At 69.4% G+C, this 20,939-nt stretch carries 17 protein-coding genes; 8 read left to right on the top strand and 9 right to left on the bottom strand.

The features are described from left to right. Positions 1-3 precede the first annotated feature (3 nt). Positions 4-873, bottom strand: coding sequence for an alpha/beta fold hydrolase (locus tag ACQPYY_RS28085; protein WP_433591613.1), 870 nt, complete (start codon positions 871-873; stop codon positions 4-6). A gap of 140 nt (positions 874-1,013) precedes the next feature. Between ACQPYY_RS28085 and ACQPYY_RS28080 the strand changes: the two genes are divergently transcribed. The 3 genes from ACQPYY_RS28080 to ACQPYY_RS28070 all read left to right on the top strand — a co-directional run bounded on the left by ACQPYY_RS28080 (position 1,014) and on the right by ACQPYY_RS28070 (position 3,931). After that, entirely contained in the window at positions 1,014-1,445 is a 432-nt protein-coding gene (locus ACQPYY_RS28080) for a VOC family protein (protein WP_357087266.1), read from the top strand. A 66-nt stretch (positions 1,446-1,511) separates the two neighbouring features. Then, positions 1,512-3,065, top strand: coding sequence for a molybdopterin-dependent oxidoreductase (locus tag ACQPYY_RS28075; protein ID WP_433591612.1), 1,554 nt, complete (start codon positions 1,512-1,514; stop codon positions 3,063-3,065). 245 nt (positions 3,066-3,310) lie between these two features. Further along, positions 3,311-3,931 (top strand): Uma2 family endonuclease, encoded by a 621-nt coding sequence (locus ACQPYY_RS28070; RefSeq protein ID WP_433591611.1) that lies wholly within the window; start codon positions 3,311-3,313, stop codon positions 3,929-3,931. Between the two features lie 108 nt (positions 3,932-4,039). On the opposite strand, the gene ACQPYY_RS28065 is transcribed toward ACQPYY_RS28070, so the two are convergent. Both ACQPYY_RS28065 and ACQPYY_RS28060 read right to left on the bottom strand, forming a co-directional pair. Then, the gene (locus ACQPYY_RS28065; protein ID WP_433591610.1) at positions 4,040-5,536 is read right to left on the bottom strand and encodes a DHA2 family efflux MFS transporter permease subunit; all 1,497 of its coding nucleotides are present in this window, start codon (positions 5,534-5,536) and stop codon (positions 4,040-4,042) included. Positions 5,537-5,548: 12 nt separating this feature from the next. Next, the gene (locus ACQPYY_RS28060) at positions 5,549-6,205 is read right to left on the bottom strand and encodes a PadR family transcriptional regulator (protein ID WP_379093870.1); all 657 of its coding nucleotides are present in this window, start codon (positions 6,203-6,205) and stop codon (positions 5,549-5,551) included. Positions 6,206-6,428: 223 nt separating this feature from the next. Here ACQPYY_RS28060 and ACQPYY_RS28055 point away from each other — a divergent pair, with 223 nt between their 5' ends. Together ACQPYY_RS28055 and ACQPYY_RS28050 are read left to right on the top strand one after the other, a co-directional pair. After that, the gene (locus ACQPYY_RS28055; protein ID WP_357283393.1) at positions 6,429-6,557 is read left to right on the top strand and encodes a hypothetical protein; all 129 of its coding nucleotides are present in this window, start codon (positions 6,429-6,431) and stop codon (positions 6,555-6,557) included. Positions 6,558-6,645: 88 nt separating this feature from the next. Then, positions 6,646-7,494, top strand: a complete 849-nt coding sequence (locus ACQPYY_RS28050; RefSeq protein ID WP_433591609.1) for a GNAT family N-acetyltransferase — start codon at positions 6,646-6,648, stop codon at positions 7,492-7,494. A 58-nt stretch (positions 7,495-7,552) separates the two neighbouring features. Here the strand turns inward: ACQPYY_RS28050 and ACQPYY_RS28045 are convergent, their stop codons facing one another. Both ACQPYY_RS28045 and ACQPYY_RS28040 read right to left on the bottom strand, forming a co-directional pair. Continuing rightward, positions 7,553-11,299, bottom strand: coding sequence for a multifunctional oxoglutarate decarboxylase/oxoglutarate dehydrogenase thiamine pyrophosphate-binding subunit/dihydrolipoyllysine-residue succinyltransferase subunit (locus ACQPYY_RS28045; protein ID WP_433591608.1), 3,747 nt, complete (start codon positions 11,297-11,299; stop codon positions 7,553-7,555). A 112-nt stretch (positions 11,300-11,411) separates the two neighbouring features. Continuing rightward, on the bottom strand, positions 11,412-15,161 hold the full coding sequence (locus tag ACQPYY_RS28040; RefSeq protein WP_433591607.1) for an ABC transporter ATP-binding protein: 3,750 nt from the start codon (positions 15,159-15,161) through the stop codon (positions 11,412-11,414). A 146-nt stretch (positions 15,162-15,307) separates the two neighbouring features. On the opposite strand from ACQPYY_RS28040, the gene ACQPYY_RS28035 reads away from it, so the two are divergent. Beyond that, complete coding sequence (locus tag ACQPYY_RS28035; RefSeq protein ID WP_433591606.1) at positions 15,308-15,841, top strand: VOC family protein; 534 nt, start codon at positions 15,308-15,310, stop codon at positions 15,839-15,841. Positions 15,842-15,844: 3 nt separating this feature from the next. Here ACQPYY_RS28035 and ACQPYY_RS28030 read toward each other — a convergent pair whose 3' ends face one another. The 3 genes from ACQPYY_RS28030 to ACQPYY_RS28020 form a co-directional block, all read right to left on the bottom strand. After that, positions 15,845-16,633, bottom strand: coding sequence for a hypothetical protein (locus tag ACQPYY_RS28030; RefSeq protein ID WP_433591605.1), 789 nt, complete (start codon positions 16,631-16,633; stop codon positions 15,845-15,847). Between the two features lie 178 nt (positions 16,634-16,811). Beyond that, positions 16,812-17,759 (bottom strand): ABC transporter ATP-binding protein, encoded by a 948-nt coding sequence (locus ACQPYY_RS28025; protein ID WP_433591604.1) that lies wholly within the window; start codon positions 17,757-17,759, stop codon positions 16,812-16,814. After that, the gene (locus tag ACQPYY_RS28020; RefSeq protein ID WP_357087233.1) at positions 17,756-18,472 is read right to left on the bottom strand and encodes a hypothetical protein; all 717 of its coding nucleotides are present in this window, start codon (positions 18,470-18,472) and stop codon (positions 17,756-17,758) included. The genes ACQPYY_RS28025 and ACQPYY_RS28020 overlap by 4 nt, the downstream gene beginning before the upstream one ends. A 130-nt stretch (positions 18,473-18,602) precedes the next feature. Between ACQPYY_RS28020 and ACQPYY_RS28015 the strand changes: the two genes are divergently transcribed. Both ACQPYY_RS28015 and ACQPYY_RS28010 read left to right on the top strand, forming a co-directional pair. Beyond that, the gene (locus ACQPYY_RS28015) at positions 18,603-19,454 is read left to right on the top strand and encodes a helix-turn-helix domain-containing protein (protein ID WP_433591603.1); all 852 of its coding nucleotides are present in this window, start codon (positions 18,603-18,605) and stop codon (positions 19,452-19,454) included. Then, entirely contained in the window at positions 19,447-19,866 is a 420-nt protein-coding gene (locus ACQPYY_RS28010) for a VOC family protein (protein ID WP_379093896.1), read from the top strand. Before ACQPYY_RS28015 ends, ACQPYY_RS28010 begins: the two co-directional genes overlap by 8 nt. Positions 19,867-19,870: 4 nt before the next feature. Here the strand turns inward: ACQPYY_RS28010 and ACQPYY_RS28005 are convergent, their stop codons facing one another. Continuing rightward, positions 19,871-20,896, bottom strand: a complete 1,026-nt coding sequence (locus ACQPYY_RS28005; protein ID WP_433591602.1) for a glutathione S-transferase family protein — start codon at positions 20,894-20,896, stop codon at positions 19,871-19,873. Positions 20,897-20,939: the final 43 nt, after the last annotated feature.

Genomic DNA, 20,939 nt, shown 5'->3' with positions numbered 1-20,939 from the left:
CGTTCAGGCGGGCAGCCGGTCGAGGAAGTCCGCGATCAGCGGGGCGATCTCGGCCACATGCGTTTCCAGCGCGAAGTGGCCGGTGTCGAACAGGTGCAGTTCGGCGTCGGGAACGTCCGCGAGATACGCGTGCGCGCCCGGGGCGGGGAAGAACATGTCGTTCGCACCCCAGGTGATGAGGGTCGGCGGAGTGTATTTGCGCAGCCACGCTTGCCATTCGGGATAGCGGGCCACATTCGACTTGTAGTCGTAGGCCAGGGCCAGCTGAGCCTCCTTGCGGCCGGGGAGATCCAGATAGTGCTGGTCCAGGGTCCAGGAGTCGGGGTTCAGCAGGCTCGGATCGGGAACGCCGCCCTCGTACTGGCCGCGGGTGCCCTCGAGGGTGAGCAGGCCGAGGATGACGTCCTCGTCACCCTCGTGATCGGGCCGCAGCGCGACGAAACCCTGTGCGGCCTCGGACAGTCCGGCCTCGTAGGCATTGCCGTTCTGGACCACGAGCCCGGCGATCCACTCCGGATGGCGGGCGGCCACGCGCAGGCCGATCGGCGCGCCGAAGTCGAAGATGTACATGGCGAACCGGGTCAGGCCGAGCCCCCGCACGAATCCCTCGGTGATATCGGCCAACCGGTCGAAGGTGTAGTCGAAATCCGCCGGCGCCACGGTGTTTCCGAAACCCGGATAGTCCGGCGCGATCAGCCGGTAGCGGTCGCCGAGCGCGTCCATGAGCCGCCGGAACTGGTGCGAGGCGGTGGGAAAACCGTGCAGTAGCAGCAGGACCGGGGCATCGGCGCGGGCGGGGACCGATTCGCGGTAGAACACGTCGACGCCGTCCACCTCGAGGTGACGGTGCTGGACCCGGGGCAGTTCGCTCATAGCAAGGTCAACCGGGGGACGCACCGAATATTTCTCGCATTCACCGAAATATCCCGGCCGCGACCGATGATTTCCGGGCGGCCCCCGCGTCCTACCTGTCGGGTGCCGCCGCACCCGCCACACCGACCGAGGAGGAACCCATGCCCGCACTGAACCCGTACCTGGTCTTCAACGGCAACGCCGAGGAGGCGATCACCTTCTACCAGTCCGTCTTCGGCGGCGAGGCCACCATCGTCCGCTTCGGTGACATGGGTGGCGACACCCCCGGCGACCTGCCCCCGGAGATCGCCAACCGGGTCGCCAACGCGCAGCTGCCGCTGAGCGCCACCAATATCCTCATGGTGTCCGACACCCCGCCCGGCAATGACATCGACAACTCCAACCCCGGCTTCGCCGTCCAGGTCGAGGTGGAGTCCGCGGCCGAGGCCGAGCGCCTGTTCAACGAGTTCGCCCCCGGCGGCACCGTCACCATGCCGCTCGGCAAGGTCGAGTGGGCCGACGCGTTCGCCATGGTCACCGACAAGTTCTCGGTGCCGTGGATGATCAACTACACCGGTTCCGCCACCATGTGACGACGTCACCGGATCGTCATTTCTGGCGCGGGTTCGCGCGGCGGTTCCCGCAGTAGGGTCGGTTTCGTGGCCGATCGCGAAGTACGAATCGCTGGCGGCATCGTCGCGGGCCTGGTCACGCTGGGCGTGGCCGAAGTGGTGTCGGTGCTGATCAGTCCGGACAGCACCCCCTTGCAGGCCGTCGGGGCGTGGGTCGTCGACCATACGCCGGACGGGTTCCGGGAATGGGTGATCGGGCTGGTCGGCACCAACGACAAACTGCTGTTGTTCGTGTCGATGGGCGTGGCGGCCGTCGTGCTGGCGGCCGTCGCCGGACTCGCCGAGCGGGTCCGGCGGCCCTGGGGATCGATCCTGTTCGGGGTCTTCGGACTGCTCGCGATGTCGGCCGCGGTGGGACGTCCCGCTGCCGCCTGGACCTGGGCGATACCCGCGCTGCTCGGCACCGTGGCCGGAATTCTCGTGCTGCGCAGCCTGATTCGCCGGCTCGAGGAGTCCGCCGAACGCGCCGACGCGACACCGGCCACCGCGGAGTCCGCCGCGGAACAGACCACGCAACGGCGGCAGGTGATGCGCTGGCTCGCCATCACCGGAGCCGTCGCGGTCGCCGGTGGCATGGCCGGACGGCTCATCGGGCTGCGGTCGCGGGACGTCTCCGCCGAGCGGGCCGACGTCGAATTGCCCACGCCGACCAGCGTCGAGCCGCCCGTCGACCCGGGCGCGGACCTGAAACTGCCGGGCCTCACGCCCTACCTCACCTCGAACTCCAGCTTCTACCGCATCGACACGGCGCTGACCGTGCCGCAGGTCAGCAAGGACGACTGGTCCCTGCGCATCCACGGCATGGTCGATCGCGAGATCCGGCTCGGCTACGCCGATCTCGCCGCCCGCACCCCCATCGAACGGCTGGTCACCCTGGCCTGCGTCTCCAACCCGGTCGGCGGCGAACTGATCGGCAATGCCCGCTGGCTCGGCTACCGGCTCGACGAACTGATCGCCCAGGCCGGGCCGCACCCCGACGCCGACATGGTGCTCTCCCGCAGCGTCGACGGCTTCACCGCGGGCAGCCCCCTCGCCGTGCTCACCGACGGCCGCGACGCCATGCTGGCCGTCGGCATGAACGGTGAACCACTGCCCACCGCGCACGGCTATCCCGCGCGGCTGGTGGTACCGGGCCTGTACGGGTACGTGTCGGCCACCAAGTGGGTGACCGAACTCGAGATCACCAGATTCGATCGCGCGGAAGCGTTCTGGACCAAACGCGGCTGGTCGGCGTACGGCCCCATCAAGACCGAATGCCGCATCGACACCCCGCGCGGCCGCACCCTCGCGCCCGGCAAGGTCACCATCGCGGGGGTGGCGTGGGCGCAGCATCGCGGCATCCGCGGCGTGGAAGTCCGTATCGACCAAGGGGACTGGCAGCCCGCGCGCCTGGCGAACGCCCCGTCCATCGACACCTGGGTGCAGTGGGCCTTCGACTGGGACGCGCCCGCGGGCAGCGGCGTACACACCGTCTGGGCGCGCGCCACCGACGGCACGGGGGAGACCCAGACCGAGCGGCGACAGGACGTCGTGCCCGACGGCGCGACCGGATATCCGTCGTTGACCGTGCGAATCGGCTGAAAAAGACTGTTCCGCCCCAAGAATCGGCGCCGCGTCACGCACGCCGCCGATCCAGTGCGCGAAACACCTCGTGCCCGACCATCGTCCGCGCGGCTCGCCGGTCCGGCGCGGGCGAACGTTCCGAACAACCGTTTCGGCGGCCCGCGCGGATTAAGATCATCGCGGCAGTCGTGGCTCGGTCCGGCCGCTCGGGGGCATCTGCTCGCCCGGGGGCACAACTCGTTCGGGGAATGAGGGGAGCGCGCATGTTCGGCGTACTCGAATGGGCGCGGGCGGAAAACCTGCAGCCCGAACCGATCACGCTCGACATCTGGAAGCAGCTGCCCCCCGACTTCTGCCGGCTCGTCGAGGTGGTCAACGGTGACGTGGTGCGCGCCGAAACGCCCGCCCTGCCCCACCGCAACGCCACCCGCCGGCTGGCCGCCATGCTGGAGTCCGGGGCCGAGCACCACATGAGCCGATACAACGACGGCTCGCTCTACGTCGGCGTCGACCAGGACGTGCTGCTGTGGGAATCGCCGCGCCTCACCATCCGCCGTCCCGACATCATCCTGTTCTCCTGTGCGCCCGCCGATGTCGGCCCGCTGCGGGCCGAGCGGGTGAAGATCGCCGTCGAGGTAGTGTCCCCGGCGACCGAACGCGTCGACACCACGGACAAGATGGCCGAGTACGCACTGGCCGGAATCCCTTGGTACTGGCTGGTCTACATGGATCGCGATCGAGTGCGCGCCATCCAGACCCACGTCCTGGTACTGGGCCACTACCGGCCGCTGCGGCGGCTGACCGCCCACATCGGCGAGACCCTGACGGACATGCCGATCGACATCCGCATCGACTGGACCCGCCTCGCCGGCCTGCTGCTCTGACCGCGACCCGCAGGGGACGGAAACAGTGCTGCCCGCCGGGAAGTCCTGGCGGGCAGCACCTTTGGATTCGAGCCGATCGACCAGCGGCCGATCAGGCCCTGCGATAGGTCAGTGCGCTCCGATGTTCGCCTTCGCCATATCGTCCTGCTTACCGTCGCCCTGCTTGCCGAAGCTGATGAACATCGCCGAGGCGACCACACCGATCAGCAGGATCGCCGCGGGCAGGTACATGGACTGGCTCAGCGCGGTGCTGAGCTTCTCCAGGATCGGATCCCGCACCTGTGCGGGCAGATCGCTCAGGCTCTTACCGCCCGAGCCCTCGCCGATCGGACCGCTCTGCAGGCCCTGCGCCGAGATCCGCGCCGACAGCAGCGCGCTGATCGTCGCCGAACCGAGCACCGAACCCACCTGGCGGGTGGTGTTGTAGACGCCCGCGCCCGCACCGGCCAGCTGCACCGGCAGGTTGTGGGTGGCGGTGGAGGCCAGCGGCGCCCAGATACAGGCGTTGGCGATACCGGCGAAGCCGCCGACGATCATGAACAGCGGCAGCGAGCCGTCCGGCTTCATCAACACGGCGAAACCGAACAGGGTGGCCGCGAACATCGCGAAACCGATCGTCGGGATGACCCGCGGCGCGACCTTGTCCGACATCTTGCCGATGATCGGCGCGAACACACCGGTCAGAATGGCCATCGGCGCGAAGATCAGCGCCGAGCGGGTCGGCGACAGCTCGTGCACCTGCTGCAGGTAGAAGTAGGCGGGCACGAACACACTGGTCACCGCCGCGCCCATGGCCGCGATACCCACATTGGACAGCGCGAAGTTGCGGTCCTTGAACAAGCTCAGCGGCACCAGCGGCTCACCGGTATTGCGCGCCTGGTTGACCACGAACAGCGCCAGCACCACCACACCGGCGGCGATCATGGCCCAGATCTCGGCGTCCCAGTCGTGGGTGTTGCCCTCCTGGATGCCGAACACCAGCAGGAACATGCCGACGCCCGACAGCGCCACACCGACCAGGTCGAACTTGTGCTCGTGCGTGGGCAGCGACGGGACCAGCCAGAACGCCAGCGCGAAGGCGATGATGCCGATCGGCACGTTCACGTAGAAGATCCACTGCCAGCCCTGCCAGTCCACCAGCACGCCGCCCAGGATCGGGCCGACCAGGGTGGCCAGACCGGCCACACCGCCCCACAGGCCCATGGCCGCGCCGCGCTTGTCCGGCGGGAAGGTGCGGGTGATGACGGCCATGGTCTGCGGCGTCATCAGCGCCGCGCCCAGGCCCTGCACGGCGCGGGCCGCGATCAGCATGTTGATGCTGGTCGACTCGGCGCACCAGAGCGAGGCGAGGGTGAACACGACCAGGCCGCCGAGATAGATGTTCTTGGGGCCGAAGCGATCCCCGAGCCGGCCGGTGACCAGCAGCGGCACCGCGTAGGCCAGCAGGTAGGCGGAGGTGACCCAGATGACCTGGGAGACATCGGCGTTCAGGTCCTTCATGATCGCCGGATTGGCCACCGCGACGATGGTCATGTCCAGCAGGATCATGAAGAACCCGACGACCAGCGCGTAGAGCGCGAGCCACGGGTTGCGTTGAGTGGACATGGATTCGGGTTCCTACCCCTGGGAGTGGGTTCTGGTGTCGACGCGCTCGCCGGACTCGGAGTCGAAGGTCTCCCATTCGAGTTCGCCGCTGCGGAGCTCGTCCATGAGTCCGCGCAGCCAGGTGACTTCGGCGGTGCTGTGCGCGCGTATGTAGTCGACCCGCATCCAGTAACGGCGCGGGACATCGGAGGCGGCGGCCAGGTCGCGGAGCATGGTCAGCTCGGCGACCCGCGCCTCGATCGAGGCGACGCGTTCGCGGAGGGCATCGATGACCTCGTCCACGGGCAAATTGTGCGCTTCGGCCAATCCGGTCACGAACGCCGGGTACTCGTGAACCGGTTCCCGCAGCAGGTCCCGGACTCGTTCACGCAGCGCCGTGTGCCCGGCCGTGCGAATGCGATAGGTGGTTCGTTCCGGCCGGTTACCGGCCCGATCGGTGCTCTCCGCCGCGATCAGTTCCTGATCGGTCAGCCGCGCCACCGTGTGATACAGCGACCCCGGCTTGATCTTGGTGAACTGGTCCTCGTGGCGGCTCAATAACAGCTGATACATCTCGTACGGGTGCATCGGACGTTCCTCCAGCAGTGCGAGAACCAGCAGCGCCATCGGCGTGAGCGCTGGAGCCGACTGCTTCTTGATCACCACGACCTCCGTTTCGAGTGACGCCATCACCGTCACCACCATCCTCCGGACCAAATATTCCACGTGGAATATACGACGCCGAACACCGCGCCCACAACCCCTCTCGGGCGACCGGCTCCGCCGGTATTTGTGACCCCTGTCACGTGTCTGTGAAATCGATTGTTGCAGGCCATTTCTCGGCGAGCAGCAACTGAAACCGACCGGTAACATCAACCTTTCGTCAGGGAAGTAGCAGAAAGAGGTACCCGCCATGTCGGACCAGGAATCGACCACCCAGGACACCGCCGCCGCGGACGGCCTCGCCGCGATGATGGCGGCCTGGGACATCAAGGGCACGGCCGATTCCACTGCGGAGCAGGCGGATTCGGCGGGCGAGTAACTCGTCGCCGGCACCGGACACCGCACAGCCCGCCGAGTCATTCTCGGCGGGCTGTCCCGTTCCCGGTCGTCTGCGCCATGATGGACACATGGGGTGGACGATTACCGAGGACCTGTCGGCATACGAGCGGGCGGCGGACGAATTCCTGCGGTCGGATCCGATCCGGAACACCGTGCTGCTCACGGTGCTGGATCGACTGCGACGGCAGGGGCCGACGATCTACGGGGACGCCGCTCCCCATTTCGGGTGGTGGACCACTGCCGGAGGCGAGGTCACAGCCGCGTTCTTCCGGACACCGCCCTTCGGAATCGTGGTGTCCCCGTTGCCGTCCGAGGCGATCGATCCACTCGTGCGCGACTACTCGGCGATCGATCCGGCGCTGTCCGCGGTGTCCGGCCCTTCCGACTCCGCCCGTCCCGTCGCGGAAGCCTGGGCGCGGTCGCACGGCAAGTCGGTCACCCTGAGCCGCGCCGATCGCCTCTACCGGCTGGGCGATCTGATCCCGCCCGATCCGATGCCGGACGGCATCGGACGCCTCGCGACCGACCGTGACCGGGAACTGGCGATCGAATTTCTGCTCGAATTCACCCGGGATATCGGCGACCCGCCCCCGGCGCACTTGGACCGCATGGTCGATGAACGCCTCACGCGAGGCGGCCTCTCGCTGTGGGAAGTGGACGGCACCCCGGTATCGATGGCCGGAACCGGCACAGCCGTAACCGGAACCATCCGCATCGCCCCGGTCTTCACCCCGAAACCCCTGCGCGGCAAGGGCTTCGCAGCCGCCGCCACGACCTACGCCTGCCGCCACGCCCTCGCCTCCGGCGCGAAAGACGTCATGCTCTTCGCCGATCAGGCGAACCGCACCAGCACGGCCCTCTATCAGCGACTCGGCTTCCGGCCACTCAGCGACTACGACATCTACCGCCTCGACTGAGAAACGGCGCGGGGCCGGATCTCGGTGAGAGATCCGGCCCCGCACTGGGATTCGGTGACTAGGCGGTCGGGGAGAACGCCTCGTCGATGATTTCCTGCTGCTCCACGGCGTGCACCTTGGACGAACCCGAGGACGGGGCCGACATGGCGCGGCGGGAGATGCGGCGCAGCTTGCCGAAGCGGGCCGGCAGGATCTCCGGGAGGTTGAGGCCGAAGAAAGGCCAGGCGCCCTGGTTGGCCGGTTCCTCCTGGACCCACGCCAGATCGGAGGCGTTGGGATACTGCTCCAGGGCCTCGTTGAGGCGGAACTTCGGAATCGGGTACAGCTGCTCGACGCGGACGATGGCCACGTCGTCGCGGTTGTGCTTGTTCTTCTCGGCCACCAGCTCGTAGTAGATCTTGCCGGAGGTGAGCAGCACGCGCTTGACCTTGGCGCGGTCGCCGTTGCCCGACTCGTAGGTGGGCTCCTCGAGCACGGTGCGGAACTTGTTGTCGGTGAAGTCCTCGACTTCGGAGACGACAGCCTTGTTGCGCAGCATGGACTTCGGGGTGAACACCACCAGCGGGCGGCGGATGCCGTCCAGGGCGTGGCGGCGCAGCAGGTGGAAGTAGTTCGACGGGGTGGAGGGGACCGCCACCGTCATCGAACCCTCGGCGCACAGCTGCAGGAAGCGCTCGATCCGACCCGAGGTGTGGTCCGGACCCTGGCCCTCGTGACCGTGCGGCAGCAGCAGCACGACCTCGGAGAGCTGACCCCACTTGGCCTCACCGGAGGAGATGAACTCGTCGATGATGGACTGCGCGCCGTTGACGAAGTCACCGAACTGCGCCTCCCACAGGACGAGCGCGTCCGGGTTGCCCAGCGAGTAGCCGTACTCGAAGCCGACCGCCGCGTACTCCGACAGCGCCGAGTCGTGCACCGCGAACCAGCCCGGGTTGGCCGAGCCGATGTTGTGCAGCGGGGTGTACTCGTCGCCGCTCTTGCGGTCGATGATGACCGAGTGGCGCTGCGAGAAGGTGCCGCGGCGCGAGTCCTGACCGGTCAGGCGGACGGCCTTGCCCTCGTCGATGAGCGTGCCGAAGGCCAGCAACTCGGCCATGGCCCAGTCGACCTTGCCCTCGTAGGCCATCTCGCGGCGCTTCTCCAGCACCGGCTTGACGCGCGGGTGCACGGTGAAGCCGTCGGGCACGTTCAGGAACGCGTCGCCGATGCGCTGCAGCACCGTCTTGTCCACGGAGGTCACGAGATTCGGCGGCAGCTGCTGCTCTTCCTCGATCGACTCCGACGCCTCCGGCGGGAACTTCTCCAGCTCGCGCACCTCGTTGAAGATCCGCTCCAGCTGACCCTGGTAGTCACGCAGGGCGTCTTCGGCTTCCTTCATGGAGATGTCGCCACGGCCGATCAGCGACTCTGTGTACGCCTTGCGGACCGAACGCTTGGTGTCGATCACGTCGTACATGCCCGGCTGGGTCATCGACGGGTCGTCGCCCTCGTTGTGGCCGCGGCGGCGGTAGCAGATCAGGTCGATCACGACGTCGCGCTGGAACTTCTGCCGGTAGTCGACGGCCAGCTTGGCCACCCACACACAGGCTTCCGGGTCGTCGCCGTTCACGTGGAAGATCGGGGCGCCGATGAACTTCGCGATGTCGGTGGAGTATTCGGTGGAACGCGAGTACTCCGGCGCGGTGGTGAAGCCGATCTGGTTGTTCACCACGATGTGCACGGTGCCACCGGTGCGGTAGCCGCGCAGACCCGACAGGTTCAGCGTCTCGGCCACGACACCCTGGCCGGCGAAGGCCGCGTCACCGTGCAGCATCAGCGGCACGACCGAGAACGACCGCGCCTCTTCGCCCTTGGTGACGATGTCTTCCTTGGTGAGCAGGTCCTGCTTGGCGCGGACCAGACCTTCCAGCACCGGGTCGACGGCCTCGAGGTGCGAGGGGTTCGCGGTCAGCGACACCTCGATCTCGTTGTCGCCGAACATCTGCAGGTAGGTGCCGCGCGCACCGAGGTGGTACTTCACGTCACCGGAGCCGTGAGTGGCGGCCGGGTTCATGTTGCCCTCGAACTCGGTGAAGATCTTCGAGTAGGGCTTGCCCACGATGTTGGCCAGCACGTTCAGGCGGCCACGGTGCGGCATACCGATGACGACCTCGTCGAGGGCGTACTCGGCGCACTGGTCGATGACGGCGTCCATCATCGGGATGACCGACTCGGCGCCTTCCAGCGAGAAGCGCTTCTGGCCGACGTATTTGGTCTGCAGGAAGGTCTCGAACGCCTCGGCCGCGTTGAGCCGGGACATGATGTACTTCTGCTCCGCGACGGTCGGCTTCGCGTGCTTCTGCTCGACCCGCTCCTGAATCCACTTGAGCTGCTCGGGATCCAGAATGTGGGTGTACTCCACACCCACGTGGCGGGCGTAGGCGTCGCGCAGGATGGACAGCACGTCGCGCAGCTTCATGCGCTCCTGGCCGTGGAAGCCCGCGACATTGAACTCGCGGTCCAGGTCCCACAGGGTCAGGCCGTGCTGGGTGACATCCAGGTCGGGGTGCGAGCGGAACTTGTCCTTCACCAGGCGCAGCGGGTCGGTGTCGGCCATCAGGTGGCCGCGGCTGCGGTAGGCGTTGATCATCTCCTGGACACGGGTCGACTTGTCGATGCCGCGTTCCTGAATGTCCTTGCGCCAGCGGACCGGCTCGTAGGGGACACCCATGCCGTGGAAGATCTCGTCGTAGAACTCGTCGGAGATCAGCAGGTTGTGGACGGTCCGCAGGAAGTCGCCGGACTCCGCGCCCTGGATGATGCGGTGGTCGTAGGTCGAGGTCAAGGTCATCAGCTTGCCGATGCCCATCTCCGCGAGCTGCTGGTCGCTCATGCCCTGGAACTCGGCCGGGTACTCCATGGCGCCCGCGCCGATGATCGCGCCCTGGCCCAGCATCAGACGCGGCACCGAGTGGTTGGTGCCGATGGTGCCCGGGTTGGTGAGCGAGATGGTGACGCCGGAGAAGTCGTCGTTGGTCAGCTTGCCGATGCGCGCCCGGCGGACGACGTCCTCGTACGCGGTGTGGAACTGCGCGAAGGTCATCTCCTCGGTGTTCTTGATGGCCGCGACCGCGAGTGCGCGGGACCCGTCCTTGCCCGGAAGGTCGATGGCCAGACCGAGATTGGTGTGCGCCGGAGTGACCGCGTTCGGCTTCCCGTCGATCTCGGCGTAGTGCCGGTTCATGTTCGGGAAGGACTTGATGCCCTGCACGATGGCGTAGCCCAGCAGGTGGGTGAAGGAGATCTTGCCACCGCGGGTGCGGGCCAGGTGGTTGTTGATGACCAGCCGGTTGTCGATCATCAGCTTCGCCGGGATGGCACGCACCGAGGTAGCGGTGGGGATGGCCAGCGAGGCCGACATGTTCTTCACGGTCGCGGCGGCCGCGCCGCGCAGCACCTTGGTCTCGTCCTCGGCGGACGGCTTGGGGCCGCCGGAGGTCGGGGCCGCGTTCGAGCTCGGGGCCGGGGTGGTCTGCGGGGTGCGCACCTGCGCGGGGGCCGGAGCCGGGGCGGGCGCGGCGGGTGCGGCGACGGGGGGAGCGGCGGGCGCGACGGCGGCGGGGGCCGGAGCGACGGCGGCGGCCGCCTGGCTGTTGTTACCAATCTCGGCAGTGTTCTCCGGCGTGTAGTCCGCCAGGAACTCGTGCCAGCTCTCATCGACGGACGAGGGGTCTTGCTTGTACTTCTGGTACATCTCGTCGACAAGCCACTGGTTCTGTCCGAACTGGTCTGTTGAGCTGCTCACAGCAGGTGTTCGCCTCATTTCGTTCTTCGCGCTGCGACGTTTGTGACGTGCCCGGCACGGGTAATCGGCGGATGCGCGCCGATGCGCCCCCACTGAGGATATGCCCACCCCCGTTCGCCGTCGGTCGTGGCTACCACCGAGCGGACGCATTCTCTCGTGACGACTCGTCCTCGCTCGAGAATATTCCTTCCGTCGCCCGCGCCGCAGCCCACAAGCGGGAGTACGCGCCGCGGGCCGCGGGGAGTTCGTCGTGTGACCCGATTTCGCTGATCCGGCCGTGCTCGACGACCGCGATCCGATCGGCCTGCGCGGCTGTCGCGAGCCGGTGCGCCACGATGATCGAGGTCCGCCCCCGCGTCACCGATTCGCTCGCGACCAGCACCGATGCCTCGGCGGCCGGATCCAGGACGGCGGTGGCCTCGTCGAGCAGGAGCAGGTCGGGCCGGACCAGTTCGGCCCGGGCCAGGGCGATGAGCTGGCGTTGCCCGGCCGAGAGCCCGCGCCCGCGTTCCCCGACCGGCTGTGACATGCCCCGGGGCAGCGCGGCGATGGTGTCCAGCGCACCGACCGCGGCGGCCGCCGCCTCGATTTCAACGCGACTCGCAAAAGGTTTGCCAAATGCAATGTTGCTGGCAATGTCGCCGGTGAAGAGGTGAGCTTCCTGTGGGACCACGCCGAGCCGGGAACGGAAGTCGGCGAGGCGATAGTCGCGAATATCCACGCCGTCCACCCGAATTGCGCCGTGAGTGTCCGGATCACGGGCTTTGTCATGCGTTTTCGCTATGGAGATTGCCGTCGCGGCGTCGGTAACTTCGTGATTCGCGTCACCGGACACAGGTTCTCGTGGCATGTCGTAGAGCCGGGCCAGCAACTTCACGATGGTCGACTTGCCCGCGCCGGTCTCGCCCACCAGCGCGAGGCTGCCGCCCGCCGGAATGCCGAGGCTGACGCCCTCCAGGGCGGGCCGCACCGCGCCCGGGTACTGGAAGCGCACGTCGTCGAACACCACCTCGCCGCGCAGCTGCCCGTCGATCGGGGCCGCGTCCGCGGGATCGGGGGCGATCGAGGACGGGGTGCGCAGCAGTTCCCCGATGCGCCGCAGCCCGACCCGCGCCTGCTGATACCCGTCGAAGAGCTGCGACAACTGCATGATCGGCCCGAACAGCAGCTGCAGGTACAGCACGAACGCGACCAGGGTGCCCGCGGTGGTGGTCCCGTGCGCGACCGCCCAGGCCCCGGTGAACACGACGGCGGCCAGCGCCAGGTCCGCCCACATGCCGACGAAGGCGAAGAAGGTGGCGATGGCCCGCTGCGCCTGCATCCGGCTGACCCGGTAGTTGTCCGAGTATCCGGCGAAGCGCCGCTCGGAGATCGCCTCGTGCCGGTTGGCCTGCACCACCCGCAGTCCCGCGACGTTCTCGGCGAAGTCGGCGTTCACGGTCGCCGAATGCTCCCGGGAAGCGCTGTAGGCGGAATCGGAGACCTTGCGGAACTTCCAGCTGGCCACCAGCAGCGCGGGCACCGTCACGAACACCACCAGGGCCAGGCCCGGGTCGATGATGGTGAGCGCCACCGCGATTCCGCCGACGGTCAGCAGCGCGACCAGCGCGTCCGGCAGGCCGGTCTGCATGAACGTCGACAGCGCGTCGATGTCGGTGGTCATCCGGGTCATGATGCGGCCGGACAGTTCCCGCTCGTAGAAGTCCAGGCCGAGCCGCTGCAGATGCGCGTAACTGCGCACCCGCAACCCGAACAGCACCCGCTCACCGGCCCGGTTGCTCCACAGCAGCGCGGTCGCCGCGACCAGCCACCCGGCCACGACCAGGACGACGCCGATGACGGTGGCCCGTACCAGCGCCGCGCCGTCGTGCCGCCCGACACCCGCGTCCACCGCGTACCGCACCACCGACGGGAAACCCACGCCGACAAGCGCGTTCAGTGCCAGCAGGAGCATGGTTCCCGCGACCAGCCATTTCACCAGTCCCAGCGCGTGACTCAGCCGGAACCCGGGGTCGGGCTCCCGCAACGAGTCCGCGTCCAGCCCGGGCTCTTCCAGCGCGGGCGGCAGCTTGCCGAGCACCCGCCGCACTTCCTCGGGCGTATCCCGATCCGGTTGCGCGCCCGCCGCGGTCTGCCCGAGTTCGAGGTCGGAGTCCGCGGCCGCCGGATCGAGCGGCGCGAATTCCGGTGCGGGCAGCCGGATCACGCGGTCGGCGTGGGACAGCGTCGATTCGCGGTGGGCCAGGATCAGCGTGGTCCGGCCGGAATCGGTGGGCAGGGACGCGAAGATCGCGGCCTCGGTGACCGCGTCGACCGCCGAGGTGGCGTCGTCGAGGATCAGGACGCGCGGGTCGGCCAGCAGGGCGCGGGCCAGGGCGATGCGCTGGCGCTGGCCGCCGGACAGGGTCAGGCCGCGTTCGCCGACCACGGTGTCGTAACCGTCGGCGAGGGCGGTGATGAAGTCGTCCGCCGCGGCCTGGGCGGCGGCCGCGTGGATCTCGGCCTCGGTCGCCTCGGGGCGGCCCAGGGCGATATTGGCGGCGATGGTGTCGGACAGCAGGAACGCCTCGTCGAACACCACGCCCACGGCCGCGCGCAGCTCGGCCGCGCGCAGGTCGGCGACATCGGCGCGGGAATCGGTGCCGTAGAGGCTGATCCGGCCGGAGTCGGGGGAGTAGAAGCGCGGTAGCAGCAGGCTCAGCGTGGACTTGCCCGAGCCCGCCGGGCCGATGATCGCCACCGTCTCCCCGGGCGCGATGTCGAGGCTGACATCGCGCAGTACCGGCCGGTCCGGATCGAAACCGAAAGTGACGTCCTCGATTCGGATGCCGAGCGGCCCGTCGGGCACCGGCGCCGGATGCTCGGGGTCGACGCGGTCGGGCGCGCTGTCGATGACCTGGTGCACGCGTTCGGCCGCGGCCCGCGTCAACTGCGCCATCACCAGCACGTACGACACGATCCGGGTGGAGTTGGTCATGGTGGCCACGTAGGCGACGAAGGCCAGGAAGGTGCCGAGCCCGATGCTGCCGTGGAAGGCCAGCAGCCCGCCCGCCGCGATCACCGCGACCAGCCCGGCCTGCGGAATCGAGCCCAGTGTCGGGCTGAAGCGGGCGTCGATGCGGGCCGCGCGCATGCGTTCGGCGTACAGCTCGCGACCGTGGCCCTCCAGCAGGTCGACCATGCGGGCCTCCTGCCCGAAGCCCTTCACCACGCGCACGCCGGTGACGGTCTCCTCGACGTGCTGGGCCAGATCGGCGGCGCGCTGCTGCGCGGACCAGGTGGCGGCGTACAGGCGCGGCCGCACCCGGTAGACCACGAAGGCCAGCACCGGCACCACCAGCAGCGCGGCCAGCGCCAGCGGCGGCGAGAGCCACAGCATGACGCCCGCCGCGAGCACGAATTGCAGCGCCGCCACCGAGGACCAGGGCGCCATCGACAGCAGCCCCTGCACCAGGGTGAGGTCGCTGATCGAGCGGGAGATGACCTGGCCGGTGCGCAGCTCGTCCTGCCCGGGCCCGTCCAGGCGTTGCAGCGCGGCCAGCAGATCCACCCGCAGTTCGTGCTGGACGTCGAGGGCGAGCCGTCCGGCCAGCATGCGGCGGCCGAAGGAGGCGAGGAAGCGTCCCGCGGCGAGCGCGCCCAAGGCGATCGCCAGGCCCGCGATGATGCCGGTATGGCCCGCGGTCGCGCCGTCGAGGGCCCGCTTGGCCAGTAGCGGCCCGGTCACCTCGACGACCGCGCCGGCCACGATCGCCACCGCCAGCCCGGCCAGCATCCACGGGTGCCCCGCGCACCTGTCCCACAGCCGCCGCAGCCATCCGCGGCCTGTTCCGTCACCGGCCCCGGTCACCATCGCCTCGCCCACATCACTCGAACTCATCGCGGAGAACAACGACCGCCCCACCCCCTGTTTGTTCCCGTCCCCTCATCAGTGTGGCCGGGACGCCGCCTTGTGTCTCCGGTCCCGGCGTGTTCCGCTGAACTTCGCACCCCCGCGTCCGGTCACGTCGAAACGGAGTTCCCGCCATGCCGATTCAGCGCCTCAATCACGCTGTCCTGTTCGTCTCCGACGTGGAACGCTCGGTCGCGTTCTACAGCGAGGTGCTCGGCTTCCGCCGGCTGCCCGGCGGCTTCCCGGGCGGGGCGTTCCTGCAGGCCGAGGGGTCGGCCAATGACCACGACCTGGGCCTGTTCCAGTCCCCGGACCCGTCGGTCCCGCACCGCACCGGCCGGGTCGGGCTCTACCACCTGGCCTGGGAGGTGAACACGCTCAGCGAGTTGCAGCGGGTGCGCGACGCCCTGATCGCGGCGGGCGCGCTCACGGGGGCGTCCGACCACGCCTCCACCAAGGCCCTCTACGCGGCCGATCCGGACGGCATCGAATTCGAGGTCTGCTGGCTGGTTCCCGACGCCGCGGTGGAGGCCGAACTGGCGGGAATGACCGCGCCGAGCCTGCCGCTGGACCTGCCGGGGCTCATCGCCGAGTACGGCGCGGACACCCCGGGCGGCCCGCGCACCGATCACGCGGTCTGGCAGCGGGTGTTCGCCGACCGGGACTGAGCGTCAGATGTCGCGGCGGGTGTAGAACCACCAGCCCGCCGCGCCCGCCGCCGCGGTCCACAGCACCAGCATCGCCATGGCCGCCGGCGTGGGTGCGATGAGCGCGTTCTTGGCGTACCGTCCGCCGCTGATCGCCCCGACCGTCGAGGACACCGGCAGGATGGCCGCCAGCCCGCCGAATCCGATGGCGCGCGCGGTGATCCAGATCAGCGGTTCCAGCACCGCCCAGCCCAGTACCGCCATCAGCGCCTGGGTGGGCGAGCGCAGCACGAAGCCCACCGCGGCCCCGATCACCGTCCAGCACACCGCCGCCAGCGCCACCCCGATCAGCACGCCGAAGAAGCCGCCGTCCATGGGCACCCGCGAGCCGCCCGCCAGTCGCATGGCGGCTCCGCCGAGCACTTCCATGGCGACCACGGTGGCGAGCGAGAACGCCCCCGCCACCGCGAGTTTCGCGCTCAGCAGCAGGGTTCGGTCGGGCGTGAACAGCGAGCCCATCGCCACGCCCCCGGTCGCGAACTCCGAGCCCGCGCCGACCGCCCCGAAGGCGGCGGCCGCGGCCACGGTCAGCACCACCACCCACGCGGTCAGCACGGACGCCCAGCCGGACCCGGAGCTGAACCCCTGCGCGTTCTCGCCCCCGGGCTGGAATCCGGTCCCCAGCGCCACGAACGCCGCCACACCCGCCGCGACGACCCCGCCGCCGATCACCCAGTTCAGCCGCACCGAAGTCACCTTCCGCACTTCGGAATTCGCGGCCCGGGCCACCACCGGCGGCACAGTGAACTTCATCGAGCGTCCTTTCGTGAAGCGTCCCCGGCCTGGGCGGCTCCGCATATCCGTGCGGCACGGGACGCTGATCCGGAATCCAGCGTCTCGGCGGCGGTGCGGAGGACCGGTCGTTCGCGGGCCGGGCCACCGGTCGCCGGCGCCGCCGACCGATTGCGAATGTCGATGTGGCACACCGATGTCACCGATACGCCCCGGGGGCGGCCGGGCCGGGGTAGGCGGGGGCGGTGGGTCCGGTGTGGGTGAGGGCGGCCAGCACCTGATCGGGGTGGATGTGTTCGGGCGTGACCTCGGTGAGCTGGACCCGGGCGGCGGAGGCGGCCGATTCCAGTTGTGACAGTGAGGCTTCCGCGATGGCGAGGCGACCGTCCGGCCGCATGACCGAGTCGGTGAAGCCCTGCGCGGCCAGCGAGGTGGCCAGCGCGATCGGGCTGGAGGCCTTGACCAGCAGCCGGTCCGGGTGGCTGCGGCGCAGCCGGGCGGGACTGCCCTGGTAGGCGATGCGGCCGCGGTCCATGACGATGAGCTCGTCGGCGATGGGCAGCACGGTGCTCAGGGTGCGCGAGGTGAGCAGCACGGTGCCGCCGCGGCGGGCGTGGCCGCGCAGATGGTCATTGAGCCAGGCGGTCTCGCCGACGTCGAGTCCGGTGGCCGGATCGTCGAGCACCAGCAGCGGGGGATCGCCGAGCAGGGCGACGGCCAGCGCCAGGCGGGTCCGCATGCCCTCGGTGAGGGTGCCGATCCGTTCGTCGGCGGCGTCGAGGAGCCGGACCAGCCGCAGCAGTTCCTCGGCCCGCTCGTCGGAGACGCCCGCGGCCGCGGCGTACACGCGCAGCTGGGCGAACACCCGCCGCGCCGGGTCCAGCCCGCGCGGGGTGAGCATCGCGCCGACCGCCCGCCGCCCGGCCCGCGCACCGGAACCGGGCCCGCCCACACCGGCGGTGCCGGAGGTGGGGGTGAGCAGTCCGAGCAGCATGCGCAGCACCGTGGACTTGCCCGCGCCGTGCGGTCCCACCAGCGCGGCCACCGTCCCGGCGGGCACCACGAAACTGACGTCGTCGACGGCGGTGATGCTGTCGAAGGTCTTGGTCAGCCCGCCGGCGGCGAAGGCGAGGGGCCGGGCGCTCACTGCTGCTTGTTCCAGGCCGGCGCGTTCAGGGCGGTCAGCGGGTCGGCGTCGACGATCATGGGCTGCGGCCAGCTCAGCGGCGGCGCGCCGAAGGCGTTGCGGGCATTGTCGACGGTGCGGCGGCCCAGCGCCCGGTTGCCGAATCCGCCGATGGCCGCGCCGATTCCGGCGGGGATCACCTTGCCGACCATGAGCGCCCCGCGCTTGGCGATGAACTGCACCATGAACCGCTTGAGCAGCGAATCGTTCATGGAGCTCAGGCCGGGGATCTTGGCGGCCATCAGGCCACCCCAGTTCTTCGCCGACACGCCGACGCTCTTCTGCACGATCTCCATGCCGCTCTCCCCGAGCACCACGGCCAGCACCAGGGCGCGGCGGCGTTCCTTGTCCTCGGGCGCGATGCCGTGCACGGCGGCCACGGCCAGGGTGAACACCGCGGACGCCTCCAGGAAGAACGCGGTCTCCGCGCTCATGGCGGCCACCGACGCGACGGTTCCGACGCCGGGCACGGCCGCCGTCGCTCCGACCGCGGTGCCGGAGGCGGTGACGGTGTTCAGATACAGCTTCTCGAACCGCGCGATGATCTGCCCGGGTGTCTCGTCCGGATGATCGGCCCGCAGCTTCGCGACGTATTTCGCGACCGCCGGGGCCTGCACCTGGGACCCGTTGTCGAGCAGCGAAACGACCGCCTTTTCGAATCCGCCCTTGAACATCGGCAACCCCTTACTTCCGTGCGGTCCTCTCCGACCGAAACTCTATGGCACCTCGACAACGATTCGCGAGATAGACCGGTTCCGGATGAGAGCATCGCGCGCCGCGCCGGATCGGCCTAGGGTGGATCGCGTGGCAGGCGTGTCCGAAGGCGCCTCGGGTGTGCCCGACCCGCGGCTGAGCGCGTACGTCCTCGGCTACGAGGGCTACCTGTTGCACGGCTTCACCCCGGGCACCCACGTCGGCATGCCGGGCTCGGCGCTGACGGTGATCATCACCATCGGCGAATCCATCCACGTCCCCGTCTCCAGTCATCCCGAGCAGCCGGGCGGGCACTGGAACATGCTGGCCAGCGGGCTCACGGTGCGTCCGGCGGTGATCGCGCACAACGGCTTCCAGCACGGCGTGCAGCTGAATCTGACCCCGCTGGGCTGCCGGGCGGTGCTGGGGATGCCCGCCGCGGCGCTCGGTTCGTGGATCGTGGATCTGGCCGACCTGCTCGGGCCGCGCGCGACGGAGCTGCGGGAGCGGCTGGCGGAGCCGGTGTCGTGGCCGGAACGGTTCGCCGTCATCGACGAGATCCTGCTGCGGCATATCGCCCCCGTGCGCTGGGACGACGAGCTGACCCACGCCTGGGCGCTGCTGTCCGGGCCGGACCCGGCCGTGCGGGTGGCCGAGGTCGCCGACGAGATCGGCTGGAGTCGAAGGCATCTCGGCAACCGTTTCGGCGCGGAGTTCGGCATCACCCCCAAGGACGCGGTCCGGGTGGCCCGTTTCGAACGCTCACACCAACTGCTGCGCGAGCCGGTCGCGCCGCCGCTGGCGACCGTGGCGGCGGCCGCCGGGTACTACGACCAGGCGCACATGGCCCGCGAGTGGCGGGAGCTGGCGGGCATGCCGCCGTCGGTGTGGCGGGAACACGAGGAGTTCCCATTCGTCCAAGACCAACCGGTGGCCGAGGTCGGAGGCTGGTGCCATGAGTGAAACCACCAATTCCGTGCGGACCGCCATCGTCGTCTGGCCGACCCTGGTCTACCGCGACGCCGCGGCCGCGATCACGTTCCTGGAGGCCGCCTTCGGCTTCGAGACCACCGCCCGCTACGACTCGGGCGACACCGTCGACCACGCCGAACTGGCCTGGCCGGGCGGCGGCGCGATCATGCTCGGCGGGGTGCGCGAGGGCATGGCGCTGGCATGCCAGCCGCCCGGCGTCGGCTCGGTGTACATCGCCCTCGACGAGATCGACGCGCTGTACGAGCGGGCGCGGGCGGCGGGCGCGACCATCACCCGCGAACTGCGCGACGAAACCGATTACGAATCACGGGGTTTCACCTGCCGCGACCCCGAAGGCGTCTACTGGAGCTTCGGCACCTATCGGGGCGCGGCGGGGGAGTGAGCGGTCAGACCGCGCCGTGACCGGCGGGCACCCGCTCGGCCTCCACCGGCGGAGGCGGCGGGGTGCCGTCGCCGAACGGCTTGCCGCCCAGGGCTTCCCGGCCGTGCGGGGTCAGCCAGTCGCCGAGTTCGGGGCCCTGGGGCACGACCCGCGTCGGATTGATGTCGGTGTGCACGATGTAGTAGTGCTGCTTGATCTGCACGAAGTCGATGGTGTCGCCGAAACCGGGGGTCTGGAACAAGTCGCGGGCGTACGCCCACAGCACCGGCATCTCGGTGAGCTTCTGCCGGTTGGTCTTGAAGTGGCCGTGGTAGACCGGGTCGAAACGGGCCAGGGTGGTGAACAGCCGCACGTCGGCCTCGGTGATGGTGTCGCCCATCAGGTACCGCTGGCCCGCGAGGCGTTCGCTCAGCCAGTCGAGCGCGGTGAACAGCCGGTCGTAGGCGGCGTCGTAGGCCTGCTGGTCGCCGGCGAACCCGCACCGGTACACGCCGTTGTTGACCTCGGTGTAGACGCGGCGCATGACCGGATCCATTTCCGCGCGTAGATCTTCCGGGTACAGGTCGGGCGCGCCGGGCCGGTGGTACTCGGTCCACTCGGTCGAGAAGTCGAGGGTCATCTGCGCGTAGTCGTTGGTGACCACCGCGCCGGTGCGCTGGTCCACGACGGCGGGCACGGTGATGCCGCGCGGGTAGTCGGGGAATCGCTCGAAGTACGCGTCGCGCAGGAAGTGGATGCCGAGCACCGGATCCACCTCGCCCGGATCCAGGTCGAATGTCCAGCTGCGCTTGTCGTGGGTCGGCCCGCACAAGCCCAGGGACAGCACCGATTCCAGCCCCAGTAGCCGCCGCACGATCAGCGTGCGATTGGCCCACGGGCATGCCCGCGCCGCGACCAGCCGGTACCGGCCCGGCTCGACCGGATACCCGTCCCGCCCGTCCGCGGTGATCCGCGTTTCGATGTAATTCGTGTCCCGCTTGAATTCGCCGGGCTCGACATAGGTCCCCGGCTCGCTGTTCGAGGTGGTCACTGTGTCTATTTTGCCCTCCGCTCCGCTCCGGGCGGGTTCGCGG

Source organism: Nocardia sp. CA-145437 (genome assembly GCF_050956485.1).
GTDB lineage: Bacteria > Actinomycetota > Actinomycetes > Mycobacteriales > Mycobacteriaceae > Nocardia.
Note: the sequence above shows the minus strand (reverse complement) of the source record. Positions and strands in the feature narration are given on the sequence as shown.